Genomic DNA, 17,919 nt, shown 5'->3' with positions numbered 1-17,919 from the left:
TTCCTCCTGCGCCACCCTTGCCGCAAATGCCTTCATTTCCTTCGCGGATTGTTCTAGAGACAATCGACATGCCGCCATTCGCGCGGCCTCGACAAATTCGCAAGGTACCGTAGGCAATGCTCAATTCCCTCAGAAACGCTTCCCGATCCTGGGTTGCCAAGGCGCTCCTCCTGCTCCTGGTCGCATCCTTCGCTGTCTGGGGCGTTTCAACGTCACTCGTCACCACGGACGCAAACACGGTGCTCACCGTGGGCGAGCAGGAAGTGTCGGCGCAGGAATTCGCTCTCGCCTACCAGCGACAGGTATCCGCACTCGGGCGTCAGTTCGGCATGCAGTTAACGGCAGATCAGGCGCGTGCTTTCGGCATCGACCAGCAGGTCTATTCGCAACTGGCGGCAGGCGCAGCCCTGGACCAGCTCGCGGACGACATGAACCTTGGCCTGTCGCAGGACCGGCTGGCGATGTTGATTGCCGAGGACCCGGCGTTCCAAGGTGCGAACGGCCAGTTCGACCGCAACCTGTTCACCTCTAGGCTGCGCAATGCCGGTCTTCGCGAGGACGACTACATTACGGAGCGCAGCAAGGTGGCGGTCCGCAGCCAGATCGTCGAGGCGGTCTCCGATGGCTTCACGCCTCCTCAGGTCATGCTGGATGCGCTGCGGCAGTATCGCGACGAGGTGCGGACTGTGGACTACCTACTCCTGTCGAACGCGAATATCGACCCCATCAAAGCGCCGGCGGATGATGTGCTCGCTGCGTGGTTCGAAGGAGTGAAGGCTCGTTATCGGGCTCCCGAATACCGTCGCTTCACCTATGTGACGCTTCGGCCGGAAGATATCGCCGATCCCGCATCCGTCACCGACGAGGAGGCTCGCGCCGAGTACGAGCGGAAGAAGGAAAGCTTCACCACCCGCGGCACCCGCACCATCGAACAGCTGACCTATGCGGACAAGGAAATGGCGGATGCGGCCGCGGCACAGCTCGCTGATGGAAGCGCCACCTTCGACCAACTCGTGGCTGATCAGGGTAAGACGGCCTCCGACGTGCTGCTCGGGCAGTTCAGCCGCGAGACCATGCCCGACCAGAGGCTCGCGGAAGCCGCCTTTGCCGTGTCCCAGGAAGGCGGCACCACGCCCGTCGTCGAAGGCGCCTTCGGTCCGGTCATCCTCCGCGTGACCGACATCACGCCGGAAGCGACGAAGTCGTTCGACGAGGTGAAGGAAGAGGTCCGGAAACAGCTGGCGCTTTCCGCCGCCTCTCAGGAAATCCTCAACACCCACGATCGTTTCGAGGATGTCCGGGCGTCGGGCGCTACCCTGCCTGAGGCGGCGAAGGAACTGAAGCTCGAGGCCGTGACCGTAACCGCAGACGCGTCCGGCAACAACCAGCAGGACGAGAAGATCGCCACCCTGCCGGCAGCCGAAACGCTTCTGGCAGACGTCTTCCGGACCGAGCCGGGTAACCAGCCTCTACCGGTGTCGCTGGGCAATGACGGCTATGTCTGGTTCGAGGTCGAGGAAGTTCTGCCCGAACGGGATCGTACGCTCGACGAGGTTCGTGAGAAGGTCGTCGCCGACTGGACCGCCGAACAGCAGCGGGAAGCCCTCGGCGCGCGGGCGACCGAACTGAAGGAGCGAATCGAAAAGGGTGAGACCCATGCTGCCATCGCCGAGGACCTTGGGGTTGCGGTGGAGACCAAGCAGGGCCTGCGCCGGAATGGCGACGATGCCATTTTCGGGCCTGAAGCGACCAGCGCCGTCTTCGCCGGCCCTGTCGATCTGGTGACAACGGCAACGGCTGCAGACGGAGAAAGCCGCCTTCTGATCCGGGTCACCTCGAGGGATCAGGTTCCGGCGGATGCCCTTGCGCAGGATGAGCCGCTTCGGCAGATCGCCGACGCTGCCGGCGACGACATGCTGGACCAGATGGTCAACCGCCTGCAGAATGAATACGGCGTCTCGATCAATCAGGCTGTTGCCGATCAGGTAACCGGCATGATCCGCTGACGGAGGGGGTAACGTATGCCTGAACTGAAGCCCCTGCTGGCGAAGGTCGCAAACGGCGAAAGCCTGACCCGGGAGGAAGCACGCGAGGCCTTCGAGGTCCTCATGTCCGGCGAAGCCACGCCTTCCCAGATCGGCGGCTTCCTCATGGCGTTGCGGGTCCGTGGTGAGACCGTCGACGAGATCGCGGGCGCCGTGGCAACGATGCGCTCGAAGATGCTACCGGTGAACGCACCGGCCGACGCGGTGGACATCGTCGGGACCGGCGGTGACGGTACAGGCACCTACAACATCTCTACGCTTGCTTCGCTCATCGTCGCCGGCTGCGACGTGCCGGTGGCCAAGCATGGCAACCGCGCCTTGAGCTCGAAATCGGGAGCAGCCGACGCCCTGTCCGCGCTTGGGGTCAACCTCGAGATCGGGCCGGACCGGATCGGCAGGTGCATTGCGGAAGCGGGCATCGGCTTCATGTTCGCCTCCATGCATCACTCGGCCATGCGCCATGTTGGTCCAAGCCGGGTCGAGCTCGGCACCCGGACGATCTTCAACATCCTCGGACCGTTGTCGAATCCGGCCGGAGCCCGTCGGCAGCTGCTCGGCGTCTTCTCTCCCCGCTGGCTGATGCCCATTGCCGAGGTTCTGCGCGATCTGGGCTCGGAGCGAATCTGGGTCGTCTACGGCGATGGCATGGACGAGGTCACGACCACCGGAACCACCAATGTCGTCGCCCTGGAGGCTGGGGAAATCCGAACGTTCGATCTGACGCCGGAGGATTTCGGTGTCCGGCGCGCCAGCCTCGATGAGTTGAAGGGCGGCGATGGCCACGCCAACGCGGCTGCACTTCGCGCCGTGCTCGGCGGAACGAAGAACGCCTATCGGGACATTTCGCTCTGCAATGCCGCCGCCGCGCTTGTCGTTGCAGGCAAGGCCGCAGACATCCCGGAAGGCATGCAACTGGCTACCCGCGCCCTCGACAGCGGAGAAGCCGCTGCCGCGCTGGACCGGCTCGTGGCCGTGTCAAATGATGAAGATTGAGACCTAGCCGATGACCGATATCCTGAGGAAGATCGAGGCCTACAAGCGCCAGGAGATCGAAGCCGCCAAGACCCGCACGCCTGTGGCGGAGCTGAAGGCTCAGGCCGCGGAACAGAAGGCCCCGCGGGGTTTCTACCGCGCACTGAAGGCAAGGCAGGAGAATGGTGCGTTCGGCCTGATCGCCGAGATCAAGAAGGCCAGCCCGTCAAAGGGGCTCATCCGCCCGGACTTCGATCCCCCGGCACTGGCAAAGGCCTACCAGCAGGGCGGCGCCACCTGCCTTTCGGTCCTGACGGACACGCCCAGCTTCCAGGGCGCTCCGGAATATCTCGTCGCGGCGCGTAACGCCTGTTCCTTGCCTGCGCTCCGCAAGGACTTCATGTTCGACACCTATCAGGTGCACGAGGCACGCGCCTGGGGCGCTGACTGCATCCTCCTGATCATGGCTTCGCTGACGGACGACGAGGCGCGTCGCCTCGAGGACGAAGCGATGACGCTCGGTATGGACGTTCTGGTCGAGGTCCACGATGCCGAGGAGACTGAGCGCGCGCTCAACCTCTCTTCACCCCTTATCGGGATCAACAACCGGAGCCTGCGGACCTTCGAAGTAAGTCTGGAGACCTCCGAGCGCCTTGCTCCTTTGGTCCCGGAGGACCGGCTGCTGGTTGGAGAAAGCGGCATCTTCAGTCACGGGGACTGCCTGCGTTTGGAAAAGTCGGGGATCACCACATTCCTGGTCGGAGAAAGCCTGATGCGGCAGGATGACGTCGCGAGGGCGACGCACGCGCTGCTCAGTGGCGACAGCGCGTCGACCGCGGCGGCTGAATGATGTCGGGCGGCGGCTCCCTCACACACATCGGCGCATCCGGTGAAGCCAAAATGGTGGATGTCGGCGACAAGTCCGATACCGAGCGATCAGCCATGGCGGAGGGCTTTGTACGCATGTTGCCTGAAACCCTGGCGCTGATCCGTGAAGGCAATGCCAAGAAGGGTGACGTGATCGGAACGGCGCGACTCGCAGGGATCATGGCCGCGAAAAAGACGGCGGACCTCATTCCGCTCTGCCACCCGCTGATGCTCACCAAGGTGGGGGTTGATATCACCGAGGACGCATCACTGCCGGGACTTCGTGTCGCCGCAACCGCCAAGCTTACGGGCAAGACCGGCGTCGAGATGGAGGCATTGACCGCGGTTTCCGTCGCCTGTCTCACGATCTATGACATGGCCAAGGCCGCCGACAAGGGTATGGAGATTGGCGGCATCCGCCTCATCGAGAAGACGGGTGGCAAGTCGGGCACCTATCGGCTTAGCGGAGGCTGAGCATGGGTCTTCTGCCAGTGCCCGAGGCAAAGACGAGGCTGCTTTCGCGGGCGCGCCCGATCGAGAGGACGGAGACGGTTCCCCTTGCCGAGGCCAATGGGCGGGTTCTTGCCAAGCCGCTGGCGGCGCGACTAACCCAACCGCCCTTCGATGCCTCTGCCATGGACGGCTACGCGCTTCGCGCCGAAGATGCGCAAGCCGTCGGCGCAACGCTTCTGGTGACAGGCATGGCGGCCGCCGGTCATCCGTTCGAGGGTGTGGTTGCCAAGGGCGAGGCCGTGCGCATCTTCACCGGCGCCCCCTTACCCACTGGAGCTGATACGGTCCTCCTCCAGGAAGACGCCGAACTGCTTGAGGGCGACCAGGTTCGCACGAAGTTCGAGGTCATCACGGGGCGACATATCCGTCCGCGCGGCCAGGATTTTGTCGAAGGCGAAGCGGTGCTGCCGAAGGACACGCTCCTCGACTATTCACGCCTGACCGTCGCCGCGGCCATGAACCACCCCATAGTGGAAGTCTACCGCCGTCCACGGGTCGCAATCCTGGCCACCGGTGATGAACTCCTGCCGCCGGGGCACACACCTCAAGCTGGCCAGATCATCGCGTCCAACATGTTCGGGATTTCGGCGCTCATCGAGGACAATGGCGGCGAAGTCGTCGATCTCGGGATCGCGGCTGACAACCGTGACGCGATACGGAGTGCAGTCGATGCGGCGAAGGATACGGACGTGGACGTGCTGGTCACTTCGGGCGGCGCCTCGGTCGGGGACCATGACCTCGTACAATCCACGCTGAAGGAGGTCGGGATGGAGCTGGATTTCTGGCGCATCGCCATGCGGCCGGGCAAGCCACTGATGGTCGGATCGCTCGGGAACATGCATGTCTTGGGCCTGCCGGGGAACCCCGTCGCCAGCCTGGTCTGCGGCCTGCTGTTTCTTGAACCTTTGCTCAGAAAGCTCGGCCGCCTCCCCGAGAGGAACCGGGAGGGACATGCCGTCGCGGCGCGTGATCTTGCCGCCAACGACCGTCGGCAGGACTACCTGCGATCACGACTGAGCAGGGATCGCGAAGGAAATCTGGTCGCCGACGCCTTCGAAAAGCAGGATTCGTCGATGATGAAAATCCTCGCCCATTCAGATGCGCTGATCGTCCGGCCCCCGAACGCACCTGCACTGACTGCCGGCACCTCCTGCCCCATCCTCCTCCTGAGACCATGATCCGGGCCCGCTGATCAAGCGTAGAGCACTGTAGATCAATCTCCGGAGTTCGCCTTGCCTGCCGAGATCCCGCCTGTCATCGTCTGGTTCCGCCGAGACTTGCGCCTTGCAGACAACGCCGCACTGTCAGCCGCCGTCGAGACTGGCGCGCCGGTCATCGCGCTGTTCATCCGCGAAGGCAGTGCCGGCGGGGGTATGCCATTCGGAGCAGCCCAGGCATGGTGGCTGCATCATTCTCTCCTGGCTCTGCGACAGGCGCTGCATGATCGTGGCGGTGATCTGCTCTTTTTCACCGGGGAGGCAGCGACCGTCCTAGTCCAGGTTGCCCAGCAGACGGGCGCCAACCAGATCTATCTCAACCGCAGCTATGAGCGCGATGATCAGGACCGGGACATCGCCCGCCGACTGAAGGCGGAGGGCATTGCAGTACATGCCTTCCATGGCCAGCTTCTTCACGATCCCTCCCACATCCGTACTGGAGGCGGAAAACCGTTCCGGGTCTTCACGCCGTTCTGGAAGGCGCTGCAGGCACTGGGGGAACCGCGCGAACCGCTCGCCGCACCCGATGCGATGAGAGGAGCCTCGTCGACGCCGCCATCGGAACAACTGGAAGATTGGGGACTGCTTCCGACGAAGCCGGACTGGGCCGCTGGATTCGGTGAGACCTGGACACCGGGCGAGGCCGGTGCCCGGTTCCGCCTGGAGGATTTCGTCGAACACGGCCTGCGCGAGTACAAGTCAGTGCGCGATTTTCCCGCTCGCGATCTCACCTCGCACCTTTCCCCGCACCTCGCCCACGGAGAGGTCACACCGGCCCAGGCATGGCATGCCGCAAGCGGGCTCGATAACGGTGATCCGGCCCAGATCACGCATTTTCGCCGGGAGCTCGCCTGGCGGGATTTCAACTATTCGCTTCTGATCGAATTTCCTCGCCTCGCCACCGACAACTGGAACACCGCTTTCGATGGCTTTGCCTGGTCCTTCGACGGCGCGCTCTACCGTGCCTGGAGGAAAGGCCTTACCGGCTATCCGATCGTGGATGCCGGGATGCGCCAACTCTGGCGGGAGGGCTACATGCACAACCGCGTGCGTATGATCACCGCGTCCTTCCTCATCAAGGACCTGACAATCGACTGGCGGAAGGGCGAGGAATGGTTCCGTGAGACGCTGCTCGACGCCGATCCGGCCAACAACGCCGCCAGCTGGCAATGGGTCGCCGGCTCCGGGGCCGATGCCTCTCCCTTCTTCCGTATCTTCAATCCGACGCTACAAGGCGAGAAGTTCGACCCGGACGGGGACTATGTCCGGCGCTACGTGCCGGAACTGAGTCACCTGGACAAGAAATACATCCACCGGCCCTTCGAGGCGCCGGATCACATCCTGCAAAAGGCCGGAATCAGGCTCGGGGAGAGCTATCCGCGTCCCATCGTCGATCACGGGAGTGCCCGCGAACGCGCCCTCGCCGCCTATAAGGCGACGAGATAGTAAAGGAAAGAAAGGGCAGCGGCTGGCATCGCCATTAGACCAGGCGGCTCTGCTCCAGCGCAGCTTCGATGAAGCTCGCGAATAGCGGGTGCGGGTCGAGGGGGCGACTCTTCAACTCGGGATGATACTGCACACCGATGAACCAGGGATGATCCGGGTACTCGATTGTCTCTGGCAGCAGTCCGTCGGGGGACATGCCGGAGAAGACAAGCCCGCAGCTTTCCAGCTTGTCCTTGTACTCGACGTTCACCTCATAGCGATGGCGGTGCCGTTCCGAGATTGCGGTCGAGCCATAGATCTCCGCGATCTTCGTTTCCTTCTTCAGCGACGCATCATAGGCGCCAAGGCGCATGGTGCCGCCTAGATCGCCGGAGGCTGCGCGCTTCTCCAGCGCATTGCCCTTGACCCATTCCGTCATCAGGCCGACGACCGCCTCTTTGGCCGGACCGAACTCGGTCGAGGAGGCATTTTCGATGCCTGCCAGATTGCGTGCCGCTTCCAGAACCGCCATCTGCATGCCGAAGCAGATCCCGAAGTACGGGACCTTCCGCTCGCGGGCGAAGCGGGCTGCATTGATCTTGCCCTGCGCGCCGCGCTCGCCGAAGCCGCCAGGCACGAGGATGCCGTGCACCTTTTCCAGATAGGGCGCCGGATCCTCCTTCTCGAAGACCTCCGACTCGATCCATTCCAGCTTGACCTTGACGTGGTTGGCAATACCGCCGTGATGGAGCGCCTCGATCAGCGACTTGTAGGCATCCTTGAGGCCCGTGTACTTGCCGACTATGGCGATCGTGACCTCGCCTTCCGGCGTATGGATACGATTGCACACCTCTTCCCAGGCCTGAAGCCGCGGCTTCGGAGCCGGCTCTATGCCAAATGCGGCGAGCACTTCCGAATCCAGGCCTTCCTTGTGATAGGCCATGGGAACGTCGTAGATATTCGCGACATCGAGCGCCTGGATGACCGCGGACGGGCGCACGTTGCAGAACAGCGACAGCTTGCGACGCTCCGCCTCCGGGATCTCGCGGTCTGCCCGGACCAGCAGGATGTCCGGCGCGATGCCGAGCGCCTGCAGTTCCTTGACCGAGTGCTGCGTCGGCTTGGTCTTCAACTCGCCGGCAGCCGGGATGTAAGGCATCAGGGTCAGGTGAAGGTAGACGGCCGAGCCGCGCGGCAATTCGTTGCCAAGCTGGCGGATCGCCTCGACGAAAGGCATGGCTTCGATATCGCCGACCGTACCGCCGATCTCGCAGATGACGAAGTCGTAGTCGTCATTGCCCTCGACCACGAAATCCTTGATCTCGTTGGTGACGTGGGGGATCACCTGGACCGTGGCGCCGAGGTAGTCGCCACGTCGCTCCTTGTCGATGATGTTCTTGTAGATGCGGCCGGTGGTGATGTTGTCGGTCTTCGTGGCAGAGCGCCCGGTGAAACGTTCGTAGTGGCCGAGATCAAGGTCGGTTTCCGCGCCGTCGTCGGTGACGAAGACCTCACCGTGCTGGGTGGGGCTCATGGTGCCCGGATCGACGTTCAGATAGGGATCAAGCTTGCGAAGGCGTACCCGATAACCACGGGCCTGCAACAACGCTCCGAGTGCCGCGGCAGCAATTCCTTTTCCGAGGGAAGAAACCACGCCGCCTGTGATGAATACATATCGCGCCATGGGAGTCACCGGATACCTGTTCATGAGCGATTCCGCCAGCCCTATAATTCACCTTGGTGACGCTGGTCCACGGAATCTGGACAAAAGAAAACCGGCAGGCTTTTGGCCTGCCGGAGATTGTTGCAGCGAGGGCGTTTATTGGCCCGTAGGCACGCCAGTCGAATTGGCGGGAGCAGCCGGCGCCGGGGCCTGGCCTGCAGACGGCGCTGCAGCCCCACCCTGTGCAGGTGCGTCACCACCGGTCGGGACGCCATCCTGTGCGGGAGCATCAGCCGGACCTTCGGACGTCGGTGCCGGACCAAGTGCGTCGAGAATGCCGCTACCGGTACCCTGCGTTGCCGGAATGCGATCGAGGATGTCGGTCGGCCGCGACTCGTAGCGCGCCAGGATGCCGAGGGTCATGGACGTCACGAAGAAAAGCGTCGCGAGAATGGCCGTGGTGCGGGTCAGCGCATTGGCCGTCCCGCGCGCCGACATGAAGCCGGAGCCGCCGCCAACGCCCAGCCCGCCGCCTTCCGAACGCTGAATCAGCACGACGCCGACGAGCGCGAGCACGATCATGAGGTGGATGACGATCAAAACGGTTTGCATGGCAAAATCCCTGCCCTTCGCAAAGGGCAATAACATAAGGTTGGCGGCTCTTTACATGAGGCTGTTGAGCATTCCAAGCCCTTGCGGGCAGGTTTACGCCATCAGTTCTTCATAGACCCGGTAGATGGCGAGGAAATCCTCCGCTTTCAAGCTGGCGCCCCCGATCAGCGCGCCATCGACGTTCGGGATGGCCATCAGCTCCTTCGCGTTCGAAGGCTTGACCGACCCACCGTAGAGGATGCGCATGGTGCTGCCCTGTTCGCCGAAACGTTCCGACAATTCCCTTCGCATGAAGGCATGCGCCTCCTCCACGTCGGCAACCGTGGGGGTCAGGCCGGTGCCGATGGCCCAGACCGGTTCATACGCGATCACGGTACGCGCCGCATTGGCTCCATCGGGGATCGAGCCGGCGAGCTGGCGCTTCAGCACGTCGAGCGTCTCGCCGTTCCTGCGCTGCTCCTCGGTTTCGCCAATGCAGATGATGGCGGTCAGATCGGCCGCATGGGCGGCCTGGGCCTTGGCGCGAACCAGGGCGTCATCCTCGTCGTGGTCGGTGCGGCGCTCGGAGTGCCCAACGATGACGTGGGTTCCGAAACAGTCGGCGATCATCTCTGCCGAGATGTCACCGGTATGGGCGCCGCTTGCATTTTGATGGCAATCCTGGGCACCGATCGACAATGGGCTGTCGGTGCAGAGGGCCGTGGCCACGTAGAGCAGCGTCGCAGGCGGGCAGATCAGCGCATCGACCTTGCTGGACAGCCCTCCCCTCACGCCTTCGCTGATCGCCTTGATCTGGTCCAGGGAACCCCGCGTCCCGTTCATCTTCCAGTTTCCCGCCACCAGCGGCCGTACCTCAGGCGTCATATGTCTGCTCCTTGCCCGCGGGCCGCAGCCCGCTGTTTCCCCAAAGCGTTTTAGTTCCTCAGACGGGAAAATCCACGAAAAAGGGGATCTCCCGTCAGTTGCCGTTCAACAGGAAAGTGAGGAGCTTGCGCCAGTCCGTCATGCGGATCGGCGTCCCGTGTCCACCGGTGTTGAAAACCGTAAGTCGGACCGGGTAGCCGGACTGCTGCAGCTTGCGATACACGGCCGCCTGCCCCTCCAGGGAGTAGACGCTGTCGGCGCTTCCGTGGGACAGGTAGAGCGGCAGCCGACGCTTCGCAGCAGGCGTGGTGGCGTAGCCCGGGTCGGGCGGACCGCCCAGAACCGCAAGTCCGCTCAGGTAATGTGCAGCCTCCCGATCCCGGGCAACATGCGAGCAGACCGTCCCGCCCATGGAGGCACAGGCAAGGAGCACCGGCCGCCCGCGTGACTGTTCGAAGGCGTGACGGATCAGGAGCGCGATCTCCTCTGCACCGCTCCCGTCAAAGGAGGTGACGCTCGGGGCATAATAGGTGCCGCCATTCATCACGGCGAGGTTCTTCAGGCGATTGAAGTTGCCGCCGAAGCTGTAGTCGTTTGCGCCAAGGCGCCTATCGCCGCCGCGGCCGTGGACGAAGATCACCGTAAAGGCGGCGTTTTTCTGCTTCCCGACGCGGGTGACGTCGATGAGACGACCGCCGAGTTGTAGCGTCTGGTTTTCCTGGTAACGCTTGACGCCCATCGACACGTAACTCGACTTGACCCGCCGCTCCGGCACCTGGTCGCGCTCGTTGATGTCGCGCAGTTCCTGGTAATCGATCACTTCGTAAGCACCGCCGTCAGCGGTTTCCAAGACGGGGAAGCGGGAGAACAGGGCATCCTTATACGGCTTGATCGATCCTTCCTGTGCCAAGGCCGGTGCTGCGGAGAAGGCGGTCATAACGAGGGCAAAAGCTGTGGCTAATGCGAAATGAACTGTGGACATGCACCTCTCCGGCTGCCTGATCACGCCTCGGCGCCTTGCCATTTGCGGGCGGGCGCCGCATTGCTGCCTGAGCACCGTTTCCCTGCCGCATCGCGAAAAAGCCAGCTTTCTGGCAGAATTGCCGGTGATTCGAAACAGCATGAGATGGCGATGGCCTCACCTCCAGCCCCTCGACAGGTAGTACCGACTGACCCGATGGATGACAACCACGACCTTTTCGCCGAACTGCCCCTCCCCAGGCCGACGGCTCCAGAGCAGGACGCGCCAAAGGACGCAGTGCCGGCACCAGTGCGAGTACAACGGTCGATACCGTCTACGGATGACTATGGCGCCTCCTCGATCCGGGTCCTGGAAGGACTGGAGCCCGTGCGTATGCGTCCGGGCATGTACATCGGCGGTACCGACGAGAAGGCCCTCCACCACCTGTTCGCCGAGGTCATCGACAACTCGATGGATGAAGCCGTGGCCGGCCATGCCAACTTCATCGAGGTTCATCTGGACCGCGAAGGCTTCCTGACCGTCACGGACAACGGCCGCGGCATCCCTGTCGAGAACCACCCGCAGGTACCGGGCAAGTCCACTCTCGAAGTCATCATGACCAAGCTCCATGCCGGGGGCAAGTTCGACGGCAAGGCGTACGAGACCTCCGGCGGCTTGCACGGCGTCGGCGTCTCGGTGGTCAACGCGCTTTCGGATCTGCTCGAGGTCGAAGTCGCCCGGGAACGCAAGCTCTATCGCCAACGCTTCTCACGCGGCGTGCCCCAGGGCGGGCTGGAGGAACTCGGTTCGGTGCATAACCGACGCGGAACGCGCGTTCGTTTTCATCCGGATCCGCAGATCTTCGGCGAGCATGCCAAGTTCGACCCGGGTCGCATCTTCCGGATGGCGCGCTCGAAAGCCTATTTGTACGGTGGCGTAGAGATTCGCTGGTCGTGCGATGACGGCATGGTGCCGCCAGGCGGTGACATTCCCGAAAAGGCCGTCTTCCACTTCCCGGGAGGCCTCAAGGACTATCTGTCAGCCACGCTCGGCAAGGATTTCACCGTTACCCGCGAGATCTTCGCGGGACGGACCGAAAAGACCGGGGGGCACGGCGCCCTCGAATGGGCCATTACCTGGTATGGCGGCGATCCGCAGGTCCACTCCTACTGCAACACCATCCCCACTCCTGAAGGTGGAACGCACGAGGCAGGCTTGCGAATCGCCCTGACCAAGGGGCTGAAAAACTACGCGGACCTGACGCAGAACAAGCGCGCGGCGCAGATCACTACCGACGACGTGATGATCTCTGCCGTCGGCATGCTGTCGGTCTTCATCCGCGAGCCGGAGTTCGTCGGCCAGACGAAGGACAAGCTGGCGACTGTCGAAGCACAGCGTATCGTCGAGAATGCACTCCGCGACCCGTTCGACCACTACCTCGCCGGCAATCCGGGCGAGGCGGCAAAGCTGCTGGACTGGGTGATCGAACGCGCCGAGGAACGCCTTCGCCGGCGCAAGGAAAAGGAAGTCAACCGCAAGACGGCGGTGCGCAAATTGCGCCTGCCCGGCAAGCTCGCGGACTGCTCGCAAAATACGGCCGAAGGCGCGGAATTGTTCATCGTCGAGGGTGACTCGGCCGGAGGCTCGGCGAAGCAGGGCAGAAACCGGTCAAACCAGGCGATCCTGCCGTTGCGCGGCAAGATCCTCAACGTCGGCAGCGCGAGCCGGGACAAGCTCTCCGCCAACCAGCAGATTGCCGATCTGATCCAGGCCCTCGGCTGCGGAACGCGGACGAAATATCGCGAGGAAGACCTTCGCTACGAGCGCGTCATCATCATGACCGACGCCGATGTCGATGGCGCACACATTGCTTCCCTGCTGATCACTTTCTTCTACCAGGAGATGCCGGAACTCATTCGCGGGAATCACCTCTATCTCGCTGTCCCGCCCCTTTATGTCCTGCGGCAGGGTGCAAAGACCGTCTATGCCCGCGATGACGCTCATCGCGCCGAACTGATGGAGACTGTCTTCAAGGGCAAGAAGGTGGAGATCGGTCGGTTCAAGGGCCTCGGGGAGATGATGCCGGCGCAACTCAAGGAAACCACCATGGACCCGTCCAAGCGCACGCTCTTGCGTGTCGGGATCGACGAGGTGGATTTCGAGGGTACTCGTGAGGCGGTCGACAACCTGATGGGGACAAGAGCGGACGCCCGTTTCCGCTTCATCCAGGAACGCGCCGCCTTTGCCGACAATCTCGATATCTGAACAATCGTGACGGCGGGCCGGTGCGGCACCCTAGGCGTTGCCCTGCCGGCCCGCTAGAACTCGGCCGATCGCTCGTATGAGGACGGAACTTTCATACGGCTTGCGCAGGACCGGAACGTCAAGATGTTCGGGAATCGTGGAGCGGTCACTGTAGCCAGTGGCAAATATGAACGGGATGTTGCGACGTAGCAGTTCCTGCGCGACCGGTAACGACGTGCCACTACCGAGATTGACATCAAGGATTGCAAGGTGCGGCGTCAGCTTTTCAAGCCGCCGGAGTGCTTCCGCCGCCGAGGGCGCCGTCGTCACCTTCTGCAGACCATGCTCTGCGAGAATCATCTCGACATCCGCCGCGATCAGCATCTGGTCCTCCACCAGCAGCAACTCGACCTCCGAGAAATCGGGCTGTCCCTGATCGTGGCCATCTGCGGCAGCCTCGACCGACTGCGCCTCCTCGTTATCGCTCTCGGCCTGTACATGTTTCGACGGGATGCAGAAGTAACCTTGAAGCCCAGTCGGCGCATAGTCGATCCGGCTGTTCCCACCAAGTTCGTAAGCGATGCTGCGGCCGATCAAAACGCTGCCGAAGCCAGTCTGCACGGGCGCCGTCACGGTGGGTCCGCCGTTCTCGCTCCACCAGATCTCGCACTCGCCCGCTTCGCCCTTCTGCCAGCGGACAGAAAGATTGCCGCCAGACAGGGAGAGACCACCATATTTTGCGGCGTTCGTTGCCATCTCGTGAAGCACCAGCGCCATAACCGAGAAGGACCGGGTATCGAGCCAGACAGACGGTCCCTGCAGCAGGATCTGGCGATCGCCAGCCTGGTAAGGCTGCAGTTCCGCTTGCAGAAGGTCGCGAAGAAAGCCTCCGTCGCCGCTACGGACGATCTGGTCATGGGCCAGAGAGAGCGCCTGTACCCTGCCCTTCAACGAGGCGATGTACGTGTCCAGCCCCTGCTGCGTGTCGACGGGCCTGCCTATCAGGGACTTGATGACGGACAGGATGTTCTTGACGCGATGGTTGAGCTCTTCGTTCAGCATCCTCTGCCGGACGTCGGCCTTGCCACGCTCATCCGCCATGAGCTCGTTATGGTGAAGGACGATCTCGACCAGCACGCCGCGGATGACCTCTGCAACCTCTCGATCCGCCTCCGACCAGGGCTGTGCCCGATTGTGGACTGCCTCTTTCCATATCGCGAAGCTCTTCCTTGGCGTCAGCCGGTCACCGAGCGGACCGCTCTCGTAGGATTTCTGCGGGTTTCCTGCCCAGTTCAGGGTCTGAACCAATTCCCGTCGGAAGAAATAGAGATAATCCCGCGAGCGTTGTGAAAGCGGGATGGCAAGGACACCGCAAATATCGGCGGGGGAGATGGTCGATCCCGGCAGATCCGCCGAAATCTGATCCGTCCACCATGTCCGGCCGGCGGAGGCTTCGCCGCGAAGTTCAACAAGCTCCACCGCTTGTTCCGCCGAGGGCGCGGCCCCCGTGCTTGTCCAGACGCCACCCAGCCATAGGCCCATGCCGTCGCACGCAAGCATCTCGCCGAATTCGCCCAGCGAGGTCCGGAGAAGGTCTCGAATGTCGGCGTGGTGAGAGGCGACCTGCAGAAAACGATCCAGAGCCACCCTCACCTCACGGTTCTTCTCGACCACCTGCTTCTGCAACAAAGCGGCAAGGTGAAGGGAAAAGAACTCGCCGAAAGTCTCTGCGGCGATACGCTGAGGCATCGAAAGCGTCTTCGGCGAATAGTGGTGGCATGCGATCAATCCCCACAGATCACCGTCAACAACGATCGAGATCGACATCGATGCCGCCACGCCCATGTTGCGCAGATATTCGCAGTGAACGGAGGACACGCTTCGCAGATGGGCGAAGGACAGGTCGAGCGGATGATCCCTTTCTTCCTGCTCGGGAAGGATCGCGACCCTCACGTCTCTCGCATCGGAAATGACGCGGATCGTGTTCTTCAGATAAAGGATACGCGCTTGCTTCGGGATGTCGCTGGCTGGAAAATACTGACCCTTGAAACTCTCGAGGTCACGCCGCTTGTGCTCGCTGATGACCTGGCCCGAGCCATCTTCCTCGAAGCGATAAATCATCACCCGGTCATAGCCCAGCAGGGCGTGGATCAGGCGACTGGACCGCTCAAGCAATTGCTCCACATTTCTGATGTTCCGTATCCGGCTGATGAGCATTCGTGCAACTTCGAGCGGCTGGTCATTGGTTGCAGTGACCGGCTCGAACTCCATGATGGCGCCCGCATCGTGGACATGCACAGCCACATCAAACCTGTTGCCGCAGGGCAGATCCATCCCATGGCGAAGCGCCGGACGCGCGGGGTCGCCTGCAGTCGCAATTGCGTTTCGCAGTGTGTGCGCAAGCTCACGCCCGAATATTTCCTCCAGCCGTGCTCCAGCAGTGAGGCCAGGAATCGATAGCATCTCGGGGGCATTGGCTGAAAACCGCCTCACCTCGGCACCCGCGTGGTCGCAGGCGATCAGGCAGCCATGGGCCTGGATGCTACCGGGAATCTGGATTGGTTCGCGGTCGCAATTCGTGAGGTCGACGGTTTGAGCCTCACGCATCCTGCAGCCTTTCGAAGGCTCCACCGACGGCGGCAAAGACTGTTTCGGACGCTGCCACCAGCCTATCCAGGTCGAGCTCCGGAGCTTCGTCGAGCAGTTTGACGAGTTGCCGCCAACGAGTGAGGCTTTCCGACTGCGCGAAAAGGTGGCGCGCTCCAAACTCGCCGGTCAATCCCAGTTCCTGCGCCCGCCGATAGAGAATACGGGCGCCGAGCGAGGATCCCTCGGCGACATAAAGAGTTCCGAGAAGAGTCTCCCGATCCGATACCTGCAGCAATGATTCATGCATCGCAGGCGGCTGCAATCCCAGATCGCCAAGATCCTGGCGCAGAAGGGGCAAAAGCTGAGGAGCGTGGTCGAGCGGCGGCAGGTCGGCTGGCCAGTCAAAGCCTGCCATCGCCTCCTCGTATGCGGAACGAAACGCGTAGGTCCCCCTCAGGTAGCGATGATAGTCTGCTATCGTGGAGAAAGATCCGACAATTGCTTCGACCCGTGCATGGGACAGCGAAGTGCGATCCCGGACGAGGAACCGACGTGAAGATAAATTCATCAGAACAGTTCTATGAGTTGAATGTCCGTCATATTTAGCTCCTACCTCATCTGCGACAAGTGACGAGTTAGTGATTTTGTGATCGTCCTGCGTGTAACCTGTGCAATAGTTATCAGATACCGCAATGGCGCGATCGGACAGGACTAGGAGCACTGGTGAGCAGACCCCCGCAATTACAGGATGGACCTCGTTGGCTGGGACCCGTGGCCCACAGCCGCTCGGCCCTGATCCCGCCGATTTCGGCCGCTCGCTGGCTTCTGGTCCTCATCGTGATCGCGGGGATCTATTTCTTCCACGGCTTTCTTGTACCGGTCCTCGCGGCGCTGGTCATCGGCTTTGCCAGCTGGCCGCTTTATCGTAAGTTGCTGCAAAACATTGGCGGCAACACGACCATCGGCGCCACCCTCGCCATCATCTTCATCATTGCCTTCCTCGTCGTACCGATCGGCATCGCGATCTCCTATACGATTGGGGAAGTGCGGGACTGGGTGGGCTGGGTTCTCCAGGTCAACAATCAGGGCGCAGAGGTGCCCGCCTGGATAGCAGCTCTTCCGGGTGTGGGTGACTGGCTGACGCAGCAGTGGGACCGGCATGTCGGTTCGCCGGGAGCGATAGGAGAACTGATCCAGATCGTCAGTGGTGCAAATATCGGCAACATCTACCGGGCCGTCATCGCGGCTGGTGACGGTGCCTTCCACCTGCTCCTGACACTGCTGTTCATGTTGATCGCTCTCTTCTTCGTCTACCGTGACGGCGCATCCTTCAGCAGGCAGATCGATCTTCTCGGGGAGCGCATCCTGCCGACCCGCTGGGAGCGGATCTCCCGTGTCGTGCCCGCTACAATCAGTTCGACCGTGACGGGCATGACACTCATCGCCATCGGCGAGGGCATCGTCCTCGGCATTGCCTACTGGATCGCTGGCGTCCCCTCGCCGGTCACCCTCGGCGTTCTGACAGGGATCATGGCCCTCATCCCCGGCGGCGCGCCTCTGTCCTTCACGCTGGTCTCCGTCTATCTCGTAGCAAGCGGTTCGTATTTCGCAGGGATCGGGCTTTTCGTCTGGGGCTCGGTTGAACTCTTCATCGTCGACAAGACGATCCGTCCCCGGCTGGTCGGGGGGCCGATCAAGCTTCCCTTCCTCCCGACGTTTTTCGGCCTCGTCGGCGGAGTGAAGACGATGGGCTTCCTCGGGCTGTTCATCGGACCGGTGCTCATGGCCCTGATCGTATCAATCTGGCGGGAATGGATCCGCGAAGTGAAGCTTGTGGATCCCGCGGAAGGCGACGAGGACTTGGTGACTGACAGCAGCGTTCCCTTCGACCCGGACGTGGCTCCGATCAGAACCGTCTCGTCACCATGAGCCGCTACAGCGTCGTTG

General features: G+C 62.4%; 14 protein-coding genes. 8 read left to right on the top strand and 6 right to left on the bottom strand.

Going from position 1 to position 17,919, the window contains the following annotated elements; genetic code table 11:
* The first annotated feature begins 116 nt into the window (after nucleotides 1–116).
* Genes NT26_RS08485 through NT26_RS08460 form a run of 6 tightly spaced genes read left to right on the top strand, consistent with a single transcriptional unit; the run spans nucleotide 117 to nucleotide 7,060 of the window.
* Nucleotides 117–2,006, top strand: a complete 1,890-nt coding sequence (locus NT26_RS08485; RefSeq protein WP_052638370.1) for a peptidylprolyl isomerase — start codon at nucleotides 117–119, stop codon at nucleotides 2,004–2,006.
* A 15-nt stretch (nucleotides 2,007–2,021) separates the two neighbouring features.
* On the top strand, nucleotides 2,022–3,038 hold the full coding sequence (gene trpD, locus NT26_RS08480; RefSeq protein WP_052638369.1) for an anthranilate phosphoribosyltransferase: 1,017 nt from the start codon (nucleotides 2,022–2,024) through the stop codon (nucleotides 3,036–3,038).
* Between the two features lie 10 nt (nucleotides 3,039–3,048).
* Nucleotides 3,049–3,867, top strand: a complete 819-nt coding sequence (trpC, locus tag NT26_RS08475) for an indole-3-glycerol phosphate synthase TrpC (RefSeq protein WP_052638368.1) — start codon at nucleotides 3,049–3,051, stop codon at nucleotides 3,865–3,867.
* Nucleotides 3,867–4,358: a cyclic pyranopterin monophosphate synthase MoaC gene (gene moaC, locus NT26_RS08470; protein WP_052638367.1), complete on the top strand. Its 492-nt coding sequence runs from the start codon at nucleotides 3,867–3,869 to the stop codon at nucleotides 4,356–4,358. The genes trpC and moaC overlap by 1 nt, the downstream gene beginning before the upstream one ends.
* Nucleotides 4,359–4,360: 2 nt before the next feature.
* Complete coding sequence (locus NT26_RS08465; protein ID WP_052638366.1) at nucleotides 4,361–5,575, top strand: molybdopterin molybdotransferase MoeA; 1,215 nt, start codon at nucleotides 4,361–4,363, stop codon at nucleotides 5,573–5,575.
* 54 nt (nucleotides 5,576–5,629) lie between these two features.
* Complete coding sequence (locus NT26_RS08460; protein WP_052638365.1) at nucleotides 5,630–7,060, top strand: cryptochrome/photolyase family protein; 1,431 nt, start codon at nucleotides 5,630–5,632, stop codon at nucleotides 7,058–7,060.
* Nucleotides 7,061–7,094: 34 nt separating this feature from the next.
* Here the strand turns inward: NT26_RS08460 and NT26_RS08455 are convergent, their stop codons facing one another.
* From NT26_RS08455 to NT26_RS08440, 4 genes are all read right to left on the bottom strand, one after another.
* A complete protein-coding gene (locus tag NT26_RS08455) occupies nucleotides 7,095–8,732 on the bottom strand; it encodes a CTP synthase (protein WP_280136234.1) in 1,638 nt (545 codons plus the stop codon).
* Nucleotides 8,733–8,858: 126 nt separating this feature from the next.
* Nucleotides 8,859–9,314, bottom strand: coding sequence for a preprotein translocase subunit SecG (gene secG, locus NT26_RS08450; protein ID WP_052641976.1), 456 nt, complete (start codon nucleotides 9,312–9,314; stop codon nucleotides 8,859–8,861).
* Between the two features lie 93 nt (nucleotides 9,315–9,407).
* Nucleotides 9,408–10,178, bottom strand: a complete 771-nt coding sequence (tpiA, locus tag NT26_RS08445) for a triose-phosphate isomerase (protein WP_052638364.1) — start codon at nucleotides 10,176–10,178, stop codon at nucleotides 9,408–9,410.
* 94 nt (nucleotides 10,179–10,272) lie between these two features.
* Nucleotides 10,273–11,160: an alpha/beta hydrolase gene (locus tag NT26_RS08440; RefSeq protein ID WP_052638363.1), complete on the bottom strand. Its 888-nt coding sequence runs from the start codon at nucleotides 11,158–11,160 to the stop codon at nucleotides 10,273–10,275.
* Nucleotides 11,161–11,355: 195 nt separating this feature from the next.
* Here NT26_RS08440 and parE point away from each other — a divergent pair, with 195 nt between their 5' ends.
* Nucleotides 11,356–13,404: a DNA topoisomerase IV subunit B gene (gene parE, locus NT26_RS08435; protein ID WP_052638362.1), complete on the top strand. Its 2,049-nt coding sequence runs from the start codon at nucleotides 11,356–11,358 to the stop codon at nucleotides 13,402–13,404.
* A 30-nt stretch (nucleotides 13,405–13,434) separates the two neighbouring features.
* On the opposite strand, the gene NT26_RS08430 is transcribed toward parE, so the two are convergent.
* The gene (locus tag NT26_RS08430) at nucleotides 13,435–15,990 is read right to left on the bottom strand and encodes an HWE histidine kinase domain-containing protein (RefSeq protein WP_052638361.1); all 2,556 of its coding nucleotides are present in this window, start codon (nucleotides 15,988–15,990) and stop codon (nucleotides 13,435–13,437) included.
* The gene (locus NT26_RS08425) at nucleotides 15,983–16,540 is read right to left on the bottom strand and encodes a biliverdin-producing heme oxygenase (RefSeq protein ID WP_152338596.1); all 558 of its coding nucleotides are present in this window, start codon (nucleotides 16,538–16,540) and stop codon (nucleotides 15,983–15,985) included. The genes NT26_RS08430 and NT26_RS08425 overlap by 8 nt, the downstream gene beginning before the upstream one ends.
* 155 nt (nucleotides 16,541–16,695) lie before the next feature.
* On the opposite strand from NT26_RS08425, the gene NT26_RS08420 reads away from it, so the two are divergent.
* On the top strand, nucleotides 16,696–17,901 hold the full coding sequence (locus NT26_RS08420; protein ID WP_244467681.1) for an AI-2E family transporter: 1,206 nt from the start codon (nucleotides 16,696–16,698) through the stop codon (nucleotides 17,899–17,901).
* Nucleotides 17,902–17,919 lie beyond the last annotated feature (18 nt).

The sequence above is a fragment of the Pseudorhizobium banfieldiae genome, assembly GCF_000967425.1.
Taxonomy (GTDB): Bacteria; Pseudomonadota; Alphaproteobacteria; order Rhizobiales; family Rhizobiaceae; genus Neorhizobium; species Neorhizobium banfieldiae.
The sequence above is the reverse complement of the archived record's forward strand: the minus strand, read 5'-3'. Positions and strand labels throughout refer to the sequence as shown.

Excerpts from the sequence above, each read along its gene's own strand:
- NT26_RS08485 (WP_052638370.1), top strand. The coding sequence starts at position 117 with ATGCTCAATTCCCTCAGAAACGCTTCCCGATCCTGGGTTGCCAAGGCG.
- trpD (WP_052638369.1), top strand. The coding sequence starts at position 2,022 with ATGCCTGAACTGAAGCCCCTGCTGGCGAAGGTCGCAAACGGCGAAAGC.
- trpC (WP_052638368.1), top strand. The coding sequence starts at position 3,049 with ATGACCGATATCCTGAGGAAGATCGAGGCCTACAAGCGCCAGGAGATC.
- moaC (WP_052638367.1), top strand. The coding sequence starts at position 3,867 with ATGTCGGGCGGCGGCTCCCTCACACACATCGGCGCATCCGGTGAAGCC.
- NT26_RS08465 (WP_052638366.1), top strand. The coding sequence starts at position 4,361 with ATGGGTCTTCTGCCAGTGCCCGAGGCAAAGACGAGGCTGCTTTCGCGG.
- secG (WP_052641976.1), bottom strand. The coding sequence starts at position 9,314 with ATGCAAACCGTTTTGATCGTCATCCACCTCATGATCGTGCTCGCGCTC.
- tpiA (WP_052638364.1), bottom strand. The coding sequence starts at position 10,178 with ATGACGCCTGAGGTACGGCCGCTGGTGGCGGGAAACTGGAAGATGAAC.
- NT26_RS08440 (WP_052638363.1), bottom strand. The coding sequence starts at position 11,160 with ATGTCCACAGTTCATTTCGCATTAGCCACAGCTTTTGCCCTCGTTATG.
- parE (WP_052638362.1), top strand. The coding sequence starts at position 11,356 with ATGGATGACAACCACGACCTTTTCGCCGAACTGCCCCTCCCCAGGCCG.
- NT26_RS08430 (WP_052638361.1), bottom strand. The coding sequence starts at position 15,990 with ATGCGTGAGGCTCAAACCGTCGACCTCACGAATTGCGACCGCGAACCA.
- NT26_RS08425 (WP_152338596.1), bottom strand. The coding sequence starts at position 16,540 with ATGAATTTATCTTCACGTCGGTTCCTCGTCCGGGATCGCACTTCGCTG.